Origin of the sequence: Sneathiella aquimaris (assembly GCF_026409565.1) — a bacterium.
Classification (GTDB): Bacteria; Pseudomonadota; Alphaproteobacteria; order Sneathiellales; family Sneathiellaceae; genus Sneathiella; species Sneathiella aquimaris.
Genome location: NZ_CP112881.1, coordinates 1,920,977 through 1,938,636, shown reverse-complemented (window position 1 = coordinate 1,938,636; position 17,660 = coordinate 1,920,977). Strand labels below are relative to the sequence as shown.

The 17,660-nt window shown below is 46.0% G+C and carries 21 protein-coding genes, 2 tRNA genes and 1 riboswitch; of the genes, 9 read left to right on the top strand and 14 right to left on the bottom strand.

Annotated elements, in window-relative coordinates:
- Positions 1-9: 9 nt before the first annotated feature.
- The 4 genes from hemP to OIR97_RS09200 form a co-directional block, all read right to left on the bottom strand.
- On the bottom strand, positions 10-183 hold the full coding sequence (gene hemP, locus OIR97_RS18795) for a hemin uptake protein HemP (RefSeq protein ID WP_169545858.1): 174 nt from the start codon (positions 181-183) through the stop codon (positions 10-12).
- A 93-nt stretch (positions 184-276) separates the two neighbouring features.
- A complete protein-coding gene (locus OIR97_RS09210; RefSeq protein ID WP_169545351.1) occupies positions 277-1,896 on the bottom strand; it encodes a GMC family oxidoreductase in 1,620 nt (539 codons plus the stop codon).
- A 141-nt stretch (positions 1,897-2,037) separates the two neighbouring features.
- Positions 2,038-2,823, bottom strand: a complete 786-nt coding sequence (locus OIR97_RS09205; protein WP_169545350.1) for a helix-turn-helix transcriptional regulator — start codon at positions 2,821-2,823, stop codon at positions 2,038-2,040.
- A gap of 83 nt (positions 2,824-2,906) precedes the next feature.
- Positions 2,907-4,880, bottom strand: coding sequence for a BTAD domain-containing putative transcriptional regulator (locus tag OIR97_RS09200; protein ID WP_169545349.1), 1,974 nt, complete (start codon positions 4,878-4,880; stop codon positions 2,907-2,909).
- 186 nt (positions 4,881-5,066) lie between these two features.
- Between OIR97_RS09200 and OIR97_RS09195 the strand changes: the two genes are divergently transcribed.
- Entirely contained in the window at positions 5,067-5,510 is a 444-nt protein-coding gene (locus OIR97_RS09195) for a hypothetical protein (RefSeq protein WP_169545348.1), read from the top strand.
- A gap of 39 nt (positions 5,511-5,549) precedes the next feature.
- Here the strand turns inward: OIR97_RS09195 and OIR97_RS09190 are convergent, their stop codons facing one another.
- Complete coding sequence (locus OIR97_RS09190; RefSeq protein ID WP_169545347.1) at positions 5,550-6,200, bottom strand: response regulator transcription factor; 651 nt, start codon at positions 6,198-6,200, stop codon at positions 5,550-5,552.
- 808 nt (positions 6,201-7,008) lie between these two features.
- Between OIR97_RS09190 and bfr (OIR97_RS09185) the strand changes: the two genes are divergently transcribed.
- The 3 genes from bfr (OIR97_RS09185) (at position 7,009) to OIR97_RS09175 (ending at position 8,758) form a co-directional block, all read left to right on the top strand.
- On the top strand, positions 7,009-7,476 hold the full coding sequence (gene bfr / locus OIR97_RS09185) for a bacterioferritin (protein WP_169545346.1): 468 nt from the start codon (positions 7,009-7,011) through the stop codon (positions 7,474-7,476).
- Between the two features lie 11 nt (positions 7,477-7,487).
- Positions 7,488-7,967, top strand: a complete 480-nt coding sequence (gene bfr / locus OIR97_RS09180; protein ID WP_169545345.1) for a bacterioferritin — start codon at positions 7,488-7,490, stop codon at positions 7,965-7,967.
- A gap of 266 nt (positions 7,968-8,233) precedes the next feature.
- Entirely contained in the window at positions 8,234-8,758 is a 525-nt protein-coding gene (locus OIR97_RS09175; RefSeq protein WP_169545344.1) for a hypothetical protein, read from the top strand.
- Between the two features lie 9 nt (positions 8,759-8,767).
- Here OIR97_RS09175 and OIR97_RS09170 read toward each other — a convergent pair whose 3' ends face one another.
- The gene (locus tag OIR97_RS09170; protein ID WP_169545343.1) at positions 8,768-9,502 is read right to left on the bottom strand and encodes a hypothetical protein; all 735 of its coding nucleotides are present in this window, start codon (positions 9,500-9,502) and stop codon (positions 8,768-8,770) included.
- Positions 9,503-9,653: 151 nt separating this feature from the next.
- On the opposite strand from OIR97_RS09170, the gene OIR97_RS09165 reads away from it, so the two are divergent.
- Together OIR97_RS09165 and OIR97_RS09160 are read left to right on the top strand one after the other, a co-directional pair.
- A complete protein-coding gene (locus OIR97_RS09165) occupies positions 9,654-10,406 on the top strand; it encodes an FkbM family methyltransferase (RefSeq protein WP_169545342.1) in 753 nt (250 codons plus the stop codon).
- Between the two features lie 781 nt (positions 10,407-11,187).
- The gene (locus tag OIR97_RS09160; RefSeq protein WP_169545341.1) at positions 11,188-11,472 is read left to right on the top strand and encodes a site-specific integrase; all 285 of its coding nucleotides are present in this window, start codon (positions 11,188-11,190) and stop codon (positions 11,470-11,472) included.
- A gap of 54 nt (positions 11,473-11,526) precedes the next feature.
- Here OIR97_RS09160 and OIR97_RS09155 read toward each other — a convergent pair.
- The 7 genes from OIR97_RS09155 to OIR97_RS09125 all read right to left on the bottom strand — a co-directional run bounded on the left by OIR97_RS09155 (position 11,527) and on the right by OIR97_RS09125 (position 14,181).
- Positions 11,527-11,603 (bottom strand) — tRNA-Arg (locus OIR97_RS09155).
- A gap of 21 nt (positions 11,604-11,624) precedes the next feature.
- Entirely contained in the window at positions 11,625-11,921 is a 297-nt protein-coding gene (locus OIR97_RS09150; protein WP_169545857.1) for an NADH dehydrogenase ubiquinone Fe-S protein 4, read from the bottom strand.
- Between the two features lie 12 nt (positions 11,922-11,933).
- Complete coding sequence (locus OIR97_RS09145; protein WP_169545340.1) at positions 11,934-12,536, bottom strand: PA14 domain-containing protein; 603 nt, start codon at positions 12,534-12,536, stop codon at positions 11,934-11,936.
- A gap of 145 nt (positions 12,537-12,681) precedes the next feature.
- Positions 12,682-12,873: a hypothetical protein gene (locus tag OIR97_RS09140; RefSeq protein WP_169545339.1), complete on the bottom strand. Its 192-nt coding sequence runs from the start codon at positions 12,871-12,873 to the stop codon at positions 12,682-12,684.
- Between the two features lie 207 nt (positions 12,874-13,080).
- Positions 13,081-13,157: transfer RNA gene (locus OIR97_RS09135), tRNA-Pro, on the bottom strand.
- 82 nt (positions 13,158-13,239) lie between these two features.
- On the bottom strand, positions 13,240-13,689 hold the full coding sequence (locus OIR97_RS09130; RefSeq protein WP_169545338.1) for a PaaI family thioesterase: 450 nt from the start codon (positions 13,687-13,689) through the stop codon (positions 13,240-13,242).
- A 12-nt stretch (positions 13,690-13,701) separates the two neighbouring features.
- Positions 13,702-14,181, bottom strand: coding sequence for a DUF192 domain-containing protein (locus OIR97_RS09125; protein ID WP_169545337.1), 480 nt, complete (start codon positions 14,179-14,181; stop codon positions 13,702-13,704).
- A 23-nt stretch (positions 14,182-14,204) separates the two neighbouring features.
- A riboswitch (TPP riboswitch) is annotated at positions 14,205-14,307 on the top strand.
- On the opposite strand from OIR97_RS09125, the gene OIR97_RS09120 reads away from it, so the two are divergent.
- The 3 genes from OIR97_RS09120 (at position 14,298) to OIR97_RS09110 (ending at position 16,859) form a co-directional block, all read left to right on the top strand.
- A complete protein-coding gene (locus tag OIR97_RS09120; RefSeq protein WP_169545336.1) occupies positions 14,298-15,131 on the top strand; it encodes an ABC transporter ATP-binding protein in 834 nt (277 codons plus the stop codon). (Overlaps the previous riboswitch by 10 nt.)
- Positions 15,128-15,895, top strand: a complete 768-nt coding sequence (locus OIR97_RS09115) for an ABC transporter permease (protein ID WP_169545335.1) — start codon at positions 15,128-15,130, stop codon at positions 15,893-15,895. Before OIR97_RS09120 ends, OIR97_RS09115 begins: the two co-directional genes overlap by 4 nt.
- A 25-nt stretch (positions 15,896-15,920) precedes the next feature.
- Positions 15,921-16,859: an ABC transporter substrate-binding protein gene (locus OIR97_RS09110; protein WP_169545334.1), complete on the top strand. Its 939-nt coding sequence runs from the start codon at positions 15,921-15,923 to the stop codon at positions 16,857-16,859.
- 111 nt (positions 16,860-16,970) lie between these two features.
- Here the strand turns inward: OIR97_RS09110 and OIR97_RS09105 are convergent, their stop codons facing one another.
- Entirely contained in the window at positions 16,971-17,543 is a 573-nt protein-coding gene (locus tag OIR97_RS09105) for a cold-shock protein (RefSeq protein ID WP_169545333.1), read from the bottom strand.
- Positions 17,544-17,660 lie beyond the last annotated feature (117 nt).

The window sequence follows — 17,660 nt, the reverse complement described above, 5'->3', positions numbered from 1 at the left end:
GCAATAAGCCTATTTTGTTAATATGAGTTTCCCGTTTCCAGTGATCCTCATGCGATATTCCTGCTGTTCGTGCAGAATGATCAATTCACTGGAATTACCGAACAGATCCTCTGTTCGGATTTTACCGCACCTTAGATCCTGGGCGATCCTGGCTGTGCTTTCTTGTGATTGTTCGTGTTTCATCATTCATTCTTAACAGCGGGTTAATTTAGGAATGATTATCAATTGCGAAAGCGTCTGTCAATTATAATTGCGAATTATTCTTAATAGCACCTGCTAAGGCTTCTTATTATCCTCTAAAATCATCTTGGATGCTTTTTCAGCAATCATGATAACCGGGGAATTGGTGTTTCCTGACACAATCGTTGGCATGATGGAGGCATCCACAATGCGCAAACCAGAAAGACCGCGGAGCCTTAGACGATCATCCACGACCGCCATCGGATCCTGTCCCATTTTACAGGTTCCCACAGGATGAAAAATTGTCGTCGCGATATTTCCAGCTTCAACCGCAAGCTCTTCATCACTTTCAATGGACGCTCCGGGCAGAAACTCTTCGGGTTCATATTTTGCGATAGCCTTTGCGCTCATCAGTTTACGGGTCAAACGAATACTTTTCGACGCAAGCCGTTTATCTGCTTCGTCTGATAAATAATTTGGAACAATGGCTGGTTGCTGTTCCGGATCGACAGATTTCAGATGAATGCTTCCTCGGCTTTGAGGCCGCAAATTACAAACAGAAGCTGTAACGGCCGGGAAAGGATGAAGAGGTTCCCCCAGTTTGTCAGTGCTGAGTGGCTGGATGTGATATTCCAGATCAGGTGTTTCCAAAGATGGATCGCTCTTGGCGAAAATACCCATCTGGCTTGGCGCCATAGACAATGGCCCGGACTGATTTACCAGATACTGCAAACCCATTTTTGCTTTTCCAAACAGACTATTCGCCTGTTCATTCAGCGTCTTGGCATTCTTAAGCTTAAAAACAGTGCGGATCTGCAAATGATCTTGCAGGTTCTCTCCCACTCCGGGAAGGTCAAGCTCTGTTTCAATCCCGAATTGATCCAACAGACTTTTTTGACCAATACCGGATAGTTCCAGTATTTTAGGCGAATTGACCGCGCCCGCCGACAAAATAACTTCCCGGCCCGCCCGTGCAATACTGGGTTTGCCGCTCAGGGTAAATTGCACACCTGAAATCCGTCCCTCTTCAATCACAAGCTTTTCTGTCAGTGCATGGGTCAGGACCGTTAGATTAGTCCGTTTTTCGGCTGGCTTTAAAAACGCTTTTGCAGTGCTCCAACGGACACCTGCTTTCTGATTTACTTCAAAATATCCAGCCCCTTCATTGGTTCCCCTGTTGAAATCGTCCGTTTTCGGGATCCCGATTTCCTCGGCCGCATCGCAAAATGAATCCAGTATTTCCCAAGACAGACGTTGCGGCTCTACCCGCCATTCACCGTCTGTACCATGCAGGTCGTTTTCGCCCTTATGATGATTTTCAGAACGTGTAAAATACGGAAGAACATCATCCCATGCCCACCCGGTATTCCCCAATTGTCGCCACTGGTCATAATCGCGGGCCTGGCCGCGCATATAAATCATACCATTTATCGAGGAACACCCACCCAGAACCTTGCCTCTTGGATAACTGAGGGCACGACCGTTCAGACCTTTATCCGGTTCTGTGTTCATCATCCAGTCTGTTTTCGGGTTCCCCATACAGAACAGATATCCAATGGGAATATGGATCCACGGATAGGTATCCCGCCCCCCCGCTTCAAGCAACAATACTTTGTTTTTCGGGTCGGCAGATAATCGATTAGCCAGCACGCAGCCAGCAGAACCGGCTCCAATTACAATATAGTCGAAAATACCCAAGTCCTGCTTATCAATCATTTTATTCCTCCGCGAACAGAACTTTAATGGCTTGCCCGAGGACAAGTCGATCTTTTTTTATCCCGTGCGCCAAACAAAAAAAAGGGCCTGCATTCCTGCAGGCCCGATCGATGAAAATAATACCAGCTATGTTTATTCACATCAGGAGAAATATCTCAGAAGCATTGAAACAAGTTCAGATTGCCTTGCTACCCCCAATTTACTCTGAGCAGACTTCAATTGATTGCGGATTGTAACAACACTGACACCCCTGTTTCTCGCAATTTTGTCCGTGCTCTCACCATTTACCAACTGTTCCACGACACAGGTTTCTGCCTGGCTTAACCCAAAATACTCCATTAGTTTCTGGGTTTGTGCCGGGTGACGACCATTAGGATCACGGATAAGTAAAGTAATATAATCACTGGTATCCGTGTCAAATTCGGTTGATACCAATGATTCAAGTTGATCATGACCGACCATCGCAATCATTGGCCAGCCATCTGCTTTAGGGATCACAAACGAACCGTCATCAATTGCGCCGGAACTTGTTTCGCTTTTCTTATAACTCATCAGATATTGCATAAGAAATTGTTGTGCGACTTCGTCGGTACAATACACCTTCCCTTTTGGGTCCAGTGCGATAACGTCCCCCCACTCCAGCAATTTTTCGGCATCCCGATTAGCGAAAACCAACCGTCGATGACCATCCAGAATAAGAATTGCAGGGGTCAGGGTATATAAAATACCAAGCGCGGTATCGTAAAATCCGTTTGAAGATTTATTTTGAGGAGCCTTCCTCCGCTGATTATCCGCTTGCCTATTCTTCCGTAAAGGGGATCCAATCCCTTTAGATTTAACATCCAATTCATAGGATCTTTCCAGATCATTCTTTTCACTGGAACGATTAGAACCGCGTACAAATAAATCAAAACCTAAATCGGTCACGAGTAGATTCCTCCACTAAAACACATCAACTCACTTACTATAGGAAAAGCAGCGAATTGAATCGTGAATGGAAAATAAGCGTGTTATTCACCCACCCCTGCCTTGCGCAGGCCGGTAATGTAAAGATCGTTCTTGTCTTCGGTCAGGGGAGGATAATTTTTAAGATGCCATCCAACGGAGAAATCCGGTTGGTATTCTTTAAATTTACTAATGAGTTGTTCCGCTTCTTTATGTCGGTTCAAATGACCCAGGCTTGAAATGAGCGGACGATAATTAGCGTGAAAGTTCGGACTATTCCGTAATACCTGTTTACCCAGCCGAACCGCCTCTTCAAAATGCCCGGACAACATGCTCGCAATGCACCGCGCTGTATCGAAATAATATGGATGGGGATCAAACGGCATTACTTGACGGCATCTTTCAAGCTTTGCCAATGCATCATCGGACTGCCCCAGATAACATAATGTAATCGCCTTAAAGCCCCATGCATAGGCACAGTTCGGGTTTGACTTCATCGCCCGGTCAAAATATTCAATTGCCCCTTTAAAATCGTGATGAACAAAAGCTTCCAGATGACCAAAGATCGATAACACATTGTCATCATTGGGGCTTAGCTCGTTTGCCCGTTGCATCAGGGCGCGGATTTCTTCATCAACCGAAAAATTGTCTGATCGGTATCCCTGCCCGATTTCGATAGATCGCAGAAACGCGAGCCACGCCATGGCTTCGGCATATTTGGGTTCAATCAATAGCGCCCGCAACAGGTATTTTTCCGCAGTCTGCACAGCGTCTGGCGTAAATTTGAACATTGTCAGTCGCGCTCTACTGACACACTGACGCGCCGTAAGCCGGACTTCCTCAGTGTGGTTTGCCCGTTCCAGTTCTTGCAATTCGACAAACCGGATCAGCTCAATCGCTGCCTGAATAGCCTCACCCTGCAACTGTTGTAAAGCTTCCCATTTTTTACAAACGACCCGTTTCATCCACAAAATATCAGTACTGCTTCCTTCCAGAAGTTGAACCAGAATAGAAATATTCTGAGCGTCAGTCACAACTGTTGCCCGCACAATATAGCTGACAGGCGGTTGTTCCGACTTATTAGAAATACCGCTGGAAAAACCATCCGTCAGAAAAGCGCCATCCCGGATGGAATAACGCCGATTGCAGGAAATCTGCTGGCAAAGATCCGCTCGGAATACTTGAGAAAAATACTCAACATCTGTCTCAATGGAGTTTGTTTGAAACTGGCAAATTTCGATAACCGGACGCAACAGGCTGCTCTCTGGCCCCGTATTTTCACTCCGCAAAACTTCTGTACTGGCGACCGCAAGTTTTTGCCCGATATCAACCTTATCCAATAAGGCACAGATCTCGGCAGAAGGTTCCTCACCAAAATTTGTCATCAGATCGTTTTTATAACGGTCAAACTGCTGGACAGCCGCAGACCGATTATTATCAGACAGATAACTTTGAATAAGCGCGTGATGGGCCTGCTCGTCTGACGGATTTATGCGTAATAATGCCGATGCAATATGACGGCTCTTATGGGAGGAAGCCGCATGTTCGCGGGTATAGTCCAGATACAGCTCAAACGACCGAAACAAATCGCGTTCTGTCCGGGATCGTTCAATTAACAACCATTCCTCAAAAGCGTCACCCTCAACAGCGCAATCCATCAGCAATTCTCCAAAATCGCATTGAAGAATCTGGTCAGCCAGAGAGGGGTCAAATTGTTTGGCGCAATAACTGGCGAGGCGCGCGTCCACCCATAAGGTGTTCAGGTCCAGTTTTAAATAGTGCTTGTCCGCTGTAAAAATTGAACTCCCCACGCTTTGCTCAATTTCGCGAATTTCTTTGACGGCCTGCCGCAAACTTGCCTTGGGGTCTTTACCTGTCTCCCAAAGGACATCCGCAATTTTTTGCCGTCTGAGTACACCACTGGGTGAAAGCGCAAGCATCGCCAGAATAGCCATTGTTTTCTGACGCAACTGCGGTGACGGCTCACCCTCAACGGGCTCCCATCTGAAATGTCCTAATAAATAAAGGCGTGACGACATTCACTCTCATCTCTTGCAACAAACGGCATACCAATGGACCTAAGCAGTAGATGTTAGTATCAACCATAAAAAAAACAACCTTAAAGGCGGCCATTAAGCCAATTGGATCATGACATTTATTTAAATTAGTGTTGAATTGTAAATGGGCGCAGAAAAACACGATCAATGACACCAAAGTGAAGCAACATGCCAAATAGAGAAATTCGAGAGGTTTGTTTCGATCCACTCAGTGAGCCCGTTTGCCTGTCTTTAAATCTTAAAACAGATTATCCCAGCACCTACCAGATAACATCCCATGACTGTTCCGGCACGTTTCAGGGTACTCTCATGATCGGCAACAACATAAGCGGCCCAACCGATATCATTACCTTGCCCATCTGCACATCTGCGTTGGACCAACAACATATCGGCTGGCATTTTACAATCGCGGCCCCATCAGACAGAAAGAAAGTCACCTATAGTATCGAAATCAATTTAAGTCAGGGCCACCAACTATTAACCCCTGAGCCCATTTACATTTGTGGACATCATGAAATAGAAAAGGTTGTCATTGGTTTTATAAAGCTGGTAGCGGATCAAAGCCTGCCAGAAAGCCATATTCTACCCTTTGCAGCAGAAAACTCGGCTTAAGGTCCGACTCAATTGAACTTTGTTCTTGCAGTACAAAAATTACTGTTGCACCGAATAAAGGTCACTTGCCATCATAACCGCCTGAGTACGATTTTTTGCGTTCAATTTTTTCATCAGATTTGAAACATGAACTTTCACTGTACCTGCTGAAATCCCCAGATATTGTGCTATGTCCTTATTCGATTTGCCCTCTGATATGGCTTGAAGGATTTGGACCTGGCGTGGTGTTAACAACTCCATGATAGGATGCGGCAGTGTTGACTGTTCGATTGAGGTTTCTTTATCGACCTCCTGAAGGCCACTAAAAACCTCGGGCGGGAAATACTGCCCACCAGCCAATACAAGGTCAATGGTGGCCATTGTTACATTGGACGATGCGGAACGATCGAGAAAGCCTTTTACATTATTCTCAAAAACCTCACGGACCATTTTCAGGCATACTGCATTTCCAACGATCAGAACTGGTGTGTTGCAAGCATATTCCTTCAGGCGCACCATATCCACATCTGAAAACGTCATGCCATCCTGCAGTCCCAGCAAAACAATGTCGACCCCGTGATCATCGATACACTGATACGCTTCACGCAGGTTACTTGCTTCACAAATTGTGCATCCGTCAAACTTCTCTTCCAGAGCTACCTTATAGCCCCGCCTACAGATTTCAGAATTATCAACTATCAAAGCACGCATCAGGAGAACTTTCTTATAATTTTTTTACCTCAACAGAACAAAAAATATCAGTCAATTACAGAAATGTTAAGTTAATCTAGGATAAAATTATCATTTTATTACAATAGTTTGCCAGAAAATACGTTTAGGTGAAAAACCACATCCTTCGGCATAATCTTTTTGTCATATTTCGACTGCAGTTATAGGTACAAAAACAAATCTTAAGCTGCGACACGCGTTAAAAATGGAATCAAATTTTTTAAAGCAAACCCTGCGTCAAGCCGTAAACGCTGAAATCATACCGGTTATATAAAAAGAAATCTTCGGCCAATTCTGATAAATTTTCTCTTTTCTTCATTGATTTGGCACAAAGAACCTTTTGTTGCCTAAATCGTATCCACCCGACGCTGTCTTTAAAACAAGGGCGGACCATTCGGAAACTGATCTGCTTTTTTGTATCGGTTCGGATTTGAAGCAAGGGTCGCCGTCACAGCAACCAGCCTTTTTAAGTGCAGAATTCCCTGTCCGATATCGGCTCCAACAAAACAGTATAACCAGTGGTCAAATTTGCAGCCTGCATTCCGCCACATGAATATAGAAAACAACTGTTTAAATTCTTCCCCCGCCACATTCCGGGTACCCTCTACCCTGAAGACCGACTATAACTTGGAAAACAGCGAAACACTGAATAAATCAGGCGAAACACGGGGCATGTGCAATCTTACTAATGCTTCTCAAAACCACTATCAACATGTTGTTTTTAAAGGATTTTATTTACTTTAAATGCAAAAAAACCTAAAGTAAAATCCAGACTGTTTGGGAGGCACTAATGAAGGGCGATATGAAAGTTATTCGGCAGTTGAATCTTGTTTTAAAGAATGAACTGACTGCAATAAATCAGTACTTCTTGCATTCTCGGATGCTGGGAGATTGGGGATTGGAAGAGCTGGAGGAAGCAGAATACAAAGAGTCGATCGTGAAAATGAAGATGGCCGACAAGGTCATAAAACGAATTCTGTTTCTGGAAGGATTACCCAATTTACAGGATCTGGGAAAGCTTATGATCGGTGAAGACGTCGGCGAAATCCTCTCCAGCGATCTGAAAATGGACACCCGCGCGCATGAAGCGCAAAAGGCCACAATCGCTCTGTGTGAAACATGCCAGGATTATGTAACCAGAGACATGCTGGAAGAAATCCAGACCAAGCAGGAAGCGCATATGGACTGGCTTGATATTCAACTTGGCTTGATAAAAACCATGGGCCTTCAAAATTACATTCAAACTCAAGCATCCTGAGGAGTAGACAAATGAAAGGAAGCAAAAAGGTTCTCGACCAGCTCAATGAGTTGTTAAAAGGAGAACTGACCGCCGCGGACCAATATTTTGTCCATTCTGAAATGTATAACGACTGGGGTCTGGGCGACCTGTATGAACGTCTGCACCACGAGTTTGAAGAAGAACTTGAACACGCCAAGAAACTGATCGAACGGATCCTTTTTTTGGAAGGTGTTCCGCAAGTAGGCGCCCGCGATCCATTATTGATCGGAACAGATGTTCCAACCATGCTTCAAAATGATTTGAAGTCTGAATTGTCAGTGGTTGCAGCCTTGAAAAAAGCCATCAGGATTTGTGAAGAAGAGCAGGACTATCAATCCCGTGAAATTCTAGTCAGCCTTCTGGAAGATACGGAAGAAGATCACACCTATTGGCTTGAAAAGCAATTGGGCCTGATCGAAAAAATGGGATTGGAAAACTACATCCAGTCCAAGGCGTCTTCCAACACCTGATAAGCTCTCCAAAAGCCGGTGCCGCCCTTTCCCGCTTGCGCGAATGCGGCCACCTCCGGCTTTCAGGCTCTTTTTCTTCAAAGCCTTTGGGCACCCAGCTGTTAGTGAACTGGCCCGTGGTTATTCCCTGATCGACACCCCCGTTAAGGCCGCATGTATTTGAAAGACAGATAATGGCTTGACTTATTTGCGAATGATTATCATTATCATTATCATTAAATTATCACTCGAAGCTATAATCATCTGACTTTATCAACGGGCTTGTCATGCAACGCGAAACTGACCTTCCAAATTCCCTGAATTCCCTCTGCTTTGCCGAGCAACTTACCCTTTGGAGTGTCCGGTATTGGGCGGACAGGTATCGGGAACAAGACCCTGCTTCCAACATTCTGAAGGATGCCTATCGCCTTGCAAAAGTTGAGGATGGTATGATCAGTCTGGATAATTTCATGACCCTTCTCATTACCGGAAATTGTCGCACCGTCGATATTCGCTGCCTATGCTGCGAGGGTATTTCCGCTGATGAATGGCGCATATTGCAATCATTGGGATTGGCGCAAGTTGGCAAGAAATACGAGATCGCCCCACTCCTCTCTTCCTTTTTAGAGCCAACAAGCACCCGTCTTGCCCTTCCCGTTATACGTCAATGGTCCGCGGCACTCGCAGCTGCCGCGCATTGGCTGCCAATTCGAAAACAAGCACTTGAAGTCGTGCGTAAGAATTTTGCAAAGGCCAGCAACCGTTCAGAAGACACCCGGGCAGCATATTCGGCAAACCCGATCTTTCATTAACCGGTTGGTCTATTTGAGTCCCTTTTCGATCCAGGTCAGCGCATGTCCCAAAGGACCCCGAATCCCCGCTTTGGGTGCATCTGGCCGATCTTCCTGAACGCGTGGGTTTTTCTCAAGGACCAGCAGGATTTCCTTCGCGTCGTTCAGGTGTTTTTTAGAAATCGAAGATTCTGCGGAATGTTTCATATCTGTAATCAGGATTTTATGCACGGCACTGGTCAGCGTCCAAACAAAATGCAGTCGGACCCCCAGTAAATTGTCATCCTCCGCCAATCGTTTCAGGCAATTGATCGTATCTGGAAATAACGAAGGCATTGGCCTTTCACGCAGCGCCACCGCAGCGGCATAAATTTCGGCAGATGTCGCCCCGTCTCTCAGCCAGTGCTTGACGACATCCATATCGTCCAGATTTCGAGCCTCGGCTTTTAAGGCCTGCCGTGTCTCTTCAAGTTCGGGGACCGGGACATGTTCGTCGAAATTATTGAGGATCGCCCTAACCCGTTTCTCCTGTTGGGAGAGTTCATTTTCCAAAACCGCAATTTCTTCCCGACTTTCCCGGACTTCATTTTGCAGTTTTTCCAGTTCCACCTCCAAACCGCCTAGTTTAAAACGACTAAGGCGTTCCAGAAACTCTGGATGTCGCCCTATCCAGATAAGGGCTGCAATGGCCAATAACGGCCAAATCGAAAAATTCTCGACGATTACTTTGAAGTAATCGAACATTGTACCAGGCTGTTCTGTCATTGGGTTTCCCCTTTTTTACAAAGGACAATCTTGTTATGAAAGGCTTGCAAGCGCTTGAATACAGACAACAGAAGAAATCATTAATTTCAGGTACTTCTTGCCGTCATTGTAGGGTATGATCCCCACCAACTTTCCTACAAGCGAAAATTATATGACCAACAATACAGAAATTTGGACACCGCCTCTTTCCTTCGAAGAACAATTGAAGAAATGGCTTGTACCTGCCTCACTTTATATCAGATATAAAACATGGAAGGAATTGCGGCGCGGTGAAAAAGAAATTGCGATGCTACCATTTCTGGTTCGTCAAAATAGTATTGCTTTGGATATCGGTGCTAATAAAGGGGTATGGAGCTTTCAACTATCCAAACTTTGTCCAAAAGTTCATGCGTTCGAACCCAACCCGAAAATGTACGCAGTTCTGGCGCATTGTGCCCCTGATAACGTTGAAACCCATCCCGTCGCGTTGTCCAACGAAACGGGCACCAGCAAAATGTATATCCCGAAGCGGTCCAATGGCAGCTACTCCAATCAGGGGGCTTCGCTCTCTACCGTCATTGCCGAAAAGGACCATCAGGAAATCAATGTCGAAACCCGTAAACTGGACGACTATGAATTCGAAAATATCGGCTTTATTAAAATCGATGTGGAAGGGTTTGAAATGTCCGTTCTTGAGGGAGCGAAAGAAACCCTCGCCCGTTGCCACCCCATCCTGATCATCGAGATGGAGGAGTTGCATACCAAGCGGACACTAAATGATCTGGTGAATGAGGTGGAAAGCTATGGTTATGAAGGCTTTTTTCTCGACGGCGATGTATTGACCAAATTCACCCCCCACTACAAAGGGAACCATGTGGATAACCGCGGCGACTACCTGTTCAATTTCATCTTTTTGCCAAAATAAAGCACAATTCTATAATGTTGTTTATCCGCCGAATAAAGGCGGATTACGTACCCAAAGGCCTCATGAAAAATTTTTTGGTAAACGAAAGAGGCTTCTACAACTCTTTTGATTTCGGCGATTTAGTCACACGCTTAAGGCAGGATTAAAACCCAATAATCCAGTGTCCGACCGTCTTATATGGAACAAAATTAACCCGTCCAAAGAAGAGCAACGTTTTTTGGATAAATTGTGGGGGTTTCTCAAGTGTCACCGAACCATGGCATCGGATCGATATAGGGTCAGAAGACCATCACCTTCCCGCCGTATCCAATCCTATTGTATCGCCCAGACCGCCTACTTTGATAAAGAACGGACTTAAGCTTCCCTCAGACAGAAAGAACGAAGTCCGCTACTTAATATCAAAGGAAACCCAAAAATCTTTTTCCTGCATTCAATTTCGTTAAAAGGAAAACCGTTATCCTTTGCAGGCATCCGGTCCCTTAAAACGCCAAACCTATTCTGCATGCAGCCTTGAAAACGAGTATTTAAAATATGGCCAGCAAGTGTGGTCGTGCCCCTATGCCTGATGGATCCAAGGCTTGCTGTTACGCTAGCTGGATATTGCAGTGTTAGAAGGTCAGAGTTGGCTGCCATGCTTTGAGGCGCATATAATGGCCGTCACATCAATATCGACCAGCAGAAAACCGGTGACCCGGCGTGGGTTCCGATTCACAGAGATTTTAAACCTATCCTTGATGGAGCAAAGAAAAAGGCGCTCGCCATCGTAACCGGCAAAAAAGTCATGTCTTTAACGCCAGGTGGACTGAACACGAACTTTGACAAGACAAAAGATAAGCCGCTGAAAAAAGGGCTTGTCGGGAAAGGTCTAACCATTCACGGATTGCGCACAACCGTTGCTACGAGATTGGCCGAGGCAGGATGCACGCCAGCGGAGATAAAGGCCATCATCGGACATGCATCTGATGCGAGCATCAGGGTCTATACGGAAGAGGCAAACAAGCGGGTAAATGCCGACGCTGCCATTCTAAAATGGGAACAACGGAGCAACAAAGATGGAAAATTTTAATGGAAAACAGGGTTAGCAAGACTTCCTTAAATCTCGCTAACCCTTTGCAATAATTGGCGACCCCAGCACGATTCGAACGTGCGACCTACAGATTAGAAGTCTGTTGCTCTATCCAGCTGAGCTATGGGGCCTGGAATTTCTAAAGGCTAAATTCAGCCGCGAACACGGCTAAAAGAAAAATTATCCGCATAGGTTTTGATATTCAGCTTGCGTTCTTTGGGTTCAAACACCGTGTATTCGATCCCGTTTTCTTCACAATATGCAATGGCGCTTTCTTTGCTATCAAATTTCAGACTGACTTGAGAGGCCATATCATCTGACCCAGTCCACCCCATCAAGGGATCACTTTGACGCGCAGAAACAGGCGTGTAATCAAGACGCCACTTTTTCATATTGCGGCGACCAGACTGCATTGCATTCTTAGCTGGTCGATAGATTCTAGCTTTCAGACTCATGTCACATCATTTCCCAATATGCGCAAATGCCTTTGTTGGCACATAATCAACTTCTTCCGGTCCCGGAGGATCCCAGTAGAGTTCCAATGTGGACGTGTTTTTCTTTTCAAAATAAAGAACACGCACCGGATACCAGCCTGGCTCAGAAATCTCAAGCGTTATTTCATCAGAAAAACGATCTGCATGGACCTCGGGGTCCTCGTAAATCATTTTATCCCCGATGGTCAGACGAACACCGTCATTGGAATGTACCATAAAGGTATAAGGCCCAGACCTTTCGAAATTGATAAAGCCTGTAATATCGGCGCCAACCATATCAGTCGCAGTTGCCGTGAGGACAGGCCCCTGGCCCACCTGATAGTTCAATTGAGGGATTGGCGGACCGGCTTTGCCCTTGTCATATTCCATCCATTCAATGAATTCCCGAATACTGTTAAGTTTCGCACCATAATATTGAACGGCCAACCCCGGTTTCAGGGCAGAGGCAGCTGGCTGCGGGCTTGCTGGTTTCAATCCGGTTATGACATCGGCCTGTGCAACGGTCGCCGCGACACTAAGGCCAACTCCGATTGCCACGCCTTTAACAAACTTCCCAAACATTGCGATCATTGTGTCTCCCACCCAATTCAATGTTACCCCTACAATTTATTTAGAAATAACGGCAATTAAAAGATGCGTTTATCCTGATGGCCTGTTTTTTCGACCAAAAAACCGTTTTTAATCGAAAAAACATCAATATTGCCTGATTAACGAATTACCGGCAGTCAAAACTTCCTGATTTACGCTCGTTATGACAAATATCGGAGGGAGAACCTGTCCCATGCTCAAGAATCTGCATATTTCCCGCAAGCATAGCAGAATTTGCACCGACTGAGAGGGATGGAGTGACCCCAATGGTAAGAACACCAAGAAAAAGGATCGTTAAAAGCGATGTTTTTGAATGCATAATACCCTGCCAAATAAATTTTGTTGTTGATCTTATTGTCAAACAATCAAACCAAGCCGGTTCGTTGTTCAGTCCCTTTATTTTTTAGCGGATTTCGAAACATATTGTAAATAGCGGGCTTTCGCACCTGCAAAAAAATCGCAGATTTATCCTGCGATTTAAACACAAAAAAGCCCTTCAAGACGTTGATCCTGAAAGGCTTTTTGTTGGTCGGGGCAGCAAGATTCGAACTTGCGACCTCTCGCTCCCAAAGCGAGCGCACTACCAGGCTGTGCTATGCCCCGTGTGTCGGTGGCGATGATCTACACCTTTGCGACAGACCCTGCAAGAAAAAGTTTTCCTTTTTTTCATTTTTTTTGATTTTTCTTAGTCGTGTTCGCGCTTGATATAGTGAAAAAGGGCGTCTGCCATAAAGACTTTTCGGCGCCCGACTTTCAATATACCCCGCACAAACGCTATGGATCGGGTATCCCGCACCAGTTCACAATGTGCCTCAATCCAATCCCCTTCACGGACGGGGGACAAAAATTCAGAATTCATCTTAATCGTGACACATCGTTTCCCGGTTCTGTAAAATACGGTCCTTGCGAGCGCTGAATCCATAAACGACATCAACATCCCTCCGTGAACATAGTGAACGCCGTTCAAGTGCCTCTCATCTGATCGAAACGCCCGTATCACAGTGGTGTCGTCGACAATTTTTTCGAAATAAGGGCCATTTCTGGTCGCAAAGGCAGCAAAGCCGGTCACTTCTGTAAACCCTTCTGGAATACCCTGATCACTCTTTCTAGTTTTGTTTTTTATTATTTTTTCCACGTTCTATCCAATTCACAGGTTCCTTTTAAACAGACTGTAAACCAACCGGTCACCAATTTGCACCCCGTGTTTATCTGCAAATCCGCTTACCACTTCCAAAACCGCGAATACGGGCATTGGGGGCGTGATCACCGTCAAATCATGAGGCTGTGCATTTCTGTGGATATAAATAATTTTACCGCGCCGATCTGCAAAAAGCATATCCAAAGGTAGAAATGTGTTTTTCATCCACATGGATACAGGGCGGCTTTGATGAAAAACAAACAGCATTCCATCATCGTCAGACATTTCCTGAACAAACATCAGACCGCGATTTCGCTCTTCTTCTGTTTGGGCGACATCAACTGAAACTTCTATTGCACGGGTAGATGTTTGAACGAACAAGCGCTTCTTATCCGCAAAAACAGGCTCGATGAAACTGATCACGCCAAAAATCAGAAAAACAAAAGAAACATATGGAAAATGCAGTTTGTTTCGATATTCATTTGCCATATGCATGTTCTTCCTTATGATGACGGCTACTCGGGGGGAGCCATCGTGCTGAGAGGTTCCATGTCGGAACGACCCCTTTTACCTGATCAGGCTAGAACCTGCGTAGGAACGAGATAATGGTTGTTGACGACACTTCTATCACGCCGAAAAACCAATCGGCCGATTTGCCGCCCCCTCAGTCACGTGAAGGGGGTAAGAGTATCGACGCGACCTCCGCTCCCTCTCTTCATATTGGACTTGCCCGCATCGCCTTTCAAGGCCAATCCATTCTTGAAAACATTGATTTCACCCTCGCAGGCGGGGAAACGACCTGTTTACTGGGTCCGAGCGGTGTTGGAAAAACCAGCCTGCTTAAAAGTATTGCCGGATTTCTTCCAATTCAGGAGGATGGTCACATATCAGCCAGCGATAACAAGCCACTAAGGGGTCGGGTTGCCTATATGGGGCAACAGGATCTACTTCTTCCCTGGGCCTCTGTTTTGGACAATGTCGTAATTTCCAATCGGCTGAATGGCCAACGTCCGGACGTATCGCGCGCCGGGGAAATCCTCAAGGCTGTCGGTTTGGAAGATCATGGCCATGTCCTGCCCGATCAACTATCAGGAGGAATGCGTCAGCGTGTTGCGCTGGCCCGCACCCTTATGAATGATCATCCTATTGTTTTGGTGGACGAGCCTTTTTCAGCATTGGATGCGATCACCCGTCACCGTTTGCAGGCGCTTCTGGTCAAACTTCTAAAAGGCCGAACCGTTTTAATGATCACCCATGACCCGATGGAAGCCATTCGTGTGTCCCATCATATTTTTGTGCTTGCTGGCAATCCCGTCCTGCTGTCTCCGGTATTGCATATGGACGGAGAGCCACCGCGCCTGCCAACGACCGAAGAACAGCGAGAGCGGTTAAATTTGATCCTGAGCATGCTGGGCCTGACCCAAGAGGATCAAATATGAGGATTACCCGAATTCTTATAACCTTGGGCGGACTGTTAGGAATATGGAGCCTGATCGTCTGGGCAACGGATCTCCCCAAATTTATCTTGCCTACGCCCGTTCAGGTCTTCTTCAGTTTCGTAAATCGGTATGACATTATCTTTGAACATGCCCTCACCACAGCCACCGAGATCATTCTTAGCCTGATCATCGGAATTGCTCTGGGGATCATCTCTGCATTGCTGATTTCCATGCACCGCCCGGCCCGTCAGTGGATCATGCCGGTGTTAATTGCCAGTCAGGCGGTCCCGGTTTTCGCCATTGCCCCGTTGTTGGTACTTTGGCTGGATTACGGGATGTCATCCAAAATCGTTATGGCGACCCTCATTATTTACTTTCCGGTCACCGTCAATTTCCTGGATGGATTAAACCGTACGCCACCAACCTGGATGGATCTATCGGACTTAATGCAGCAGTCCCAGAAATCCTTTCGCTTTATCAAAATATATCGGCAGTACCGCTTCATTCGCGTCCCGTTTGCCTTACCGGCGCTGGCATCCGGGATGCGCATTGCTACGGCTGTTGCGCCCATTGGCGCAGTCGTTGGTGAATGGGTTGGTTCGTCATCCGGGCTGGGATATCTGATGCTGCATGCAAATGGCCGAATGCAGACGGACCTTCTCTTTGCAAGTCTGTTCACCCTGACCTTGATGGCCATCAGCCTTTATTACCTCATGGATTATCTTTTACGCCACGCATTGTCGTGGCAACCCGACAATTCTTAGACCCATAGACTTTGGAGCTTCCCTTATGAAATTTAGATTTTTACTGGTTTTATTGGCCCTTATGGTGCCGTTGAAAGCAGCAACAGCAAATGAAAAACTGACGGTCCTTCTGGACTGGTTTGTCAATCCGGATCACGCTCCGCTGATTATTGCCAAAGAAAAAGGTATTTTCGCGAAAAACGGTCTGGATGTGGAACTAATTGCCCCAGCCGACCCTAATGATCCACCGAAACTGGTAGCCGCCGGAAAAGCACCCCTCGCAATTTCCTATCAGCCGCAACTTCATGTTCAAGTTGCAGAAGGTCTTCCTCTTAAAAGGATTGCAACTCTGGTCGCAACGCCCTTGAACAGTCTTGTCGTTCTTGAAAAAGGACCGATTAAAAGCCTTGCTGATCTTAAAGGGAAGAAAGTCGGGTTTTCTGTTGGCGGTTTTGAAGATGCTCTCTTGAGTGCCATGCTCTCCAAACATGGCCTCTCCCTTTCTGACATCGAACTTATCAACGTCAATTTCAGCCTTTCCCCATCCCTTCTTGCAGGGCAAGTCGATGCTGTGATTGGGGCCTTTCGGAATTTCGAATTGAACCAGATGGATATCGAAGGTCATCCGGGCAAAGCCTTTTATCCAGAAGAAGAAGGTGTACCCGCGTATGATGAATTAATCGTAGTTGCAAATTCTGAAAATCTGGACGACCCGAGGTTCAAGCCGTTTATTGCCAGTCTGGAAGAAGCCACGCAATATATCATCAATCATTCTGATGAAGCGTGGAAACTGTTTATCAAAAACAACAAAGAGCTGGATGATGAGCTGAACCGCCGGGCCTGGAGAGACACATTGCCGCGTTTTGCCCTGCGCCCTGCTGCATTGGATAGCAACCGGTATGACCGGTTCGCAAAATTCCTTGTAAAATCTGACCTGATCAAAAAAGCAGGCCCCGTGGACGCGTATGCTATAGAAATCAAATAAAGATCCTAGCATACCGAAAACAACGTCACTATATTGCGGTCGTCCACCTGAAAACGGTGGGCGGCTCAATTTTTTATGAGAGACGACCCCTATCGCGAACGAACAGGAAGTTTAAGGCGAATTCACATCGATCTGAGCAACTTGCGGCCCTTTATCACTATCACCTGTTCGAATTTTAAGGCGCTGACCGGCCTGAATTGGCAAAGCCCCTTCGCGACGAAGGGTTTCCATGTGAATAAAAATATCCTGAGTACCTTCACCCTGAGTCAAAAAGCCATAGCCCTTGACCGGGTCAAACCATTTCACTTCAGCTTCCACAAAGTCGCCAGTCGGCTCAATAGCAGGATGGTTCGTCACATTGCTCGGCTCTGCCGGTCTTGGCTGAAATGGGACAGCGGTAGACGTATCGATATCCAGTATCTTAAGGGCCTGCAACCCTTTGTTTCTCCGCACAACCTCACAGCTTACCGTCACACCTTCTGCAACATATTCATGACCTGCTTCCCTTAAGCAGGAAAGATGTAGAAAAATGTCCCCAGGTTCATTCTCAGGCGTTAAAAAGCCAAATCCTTTTACGGTATTAAACCATTTAACACGCCCTTTTAATTCAAACGATTCTTCCTTGGGTTCAATTGGAGTAGAAACATCTTCTTCGTTTCTTAGTGGTTCAACTTTTGCTGACATAGATTACTCCCGCCCTATTCACACACACCCAACAAGACAACGAGCTTAACATGACAACTCTCTAAAGTTCAACATTTGATTAACCTTAAACAAAGATAAATCCGCGAAAATCCGGCT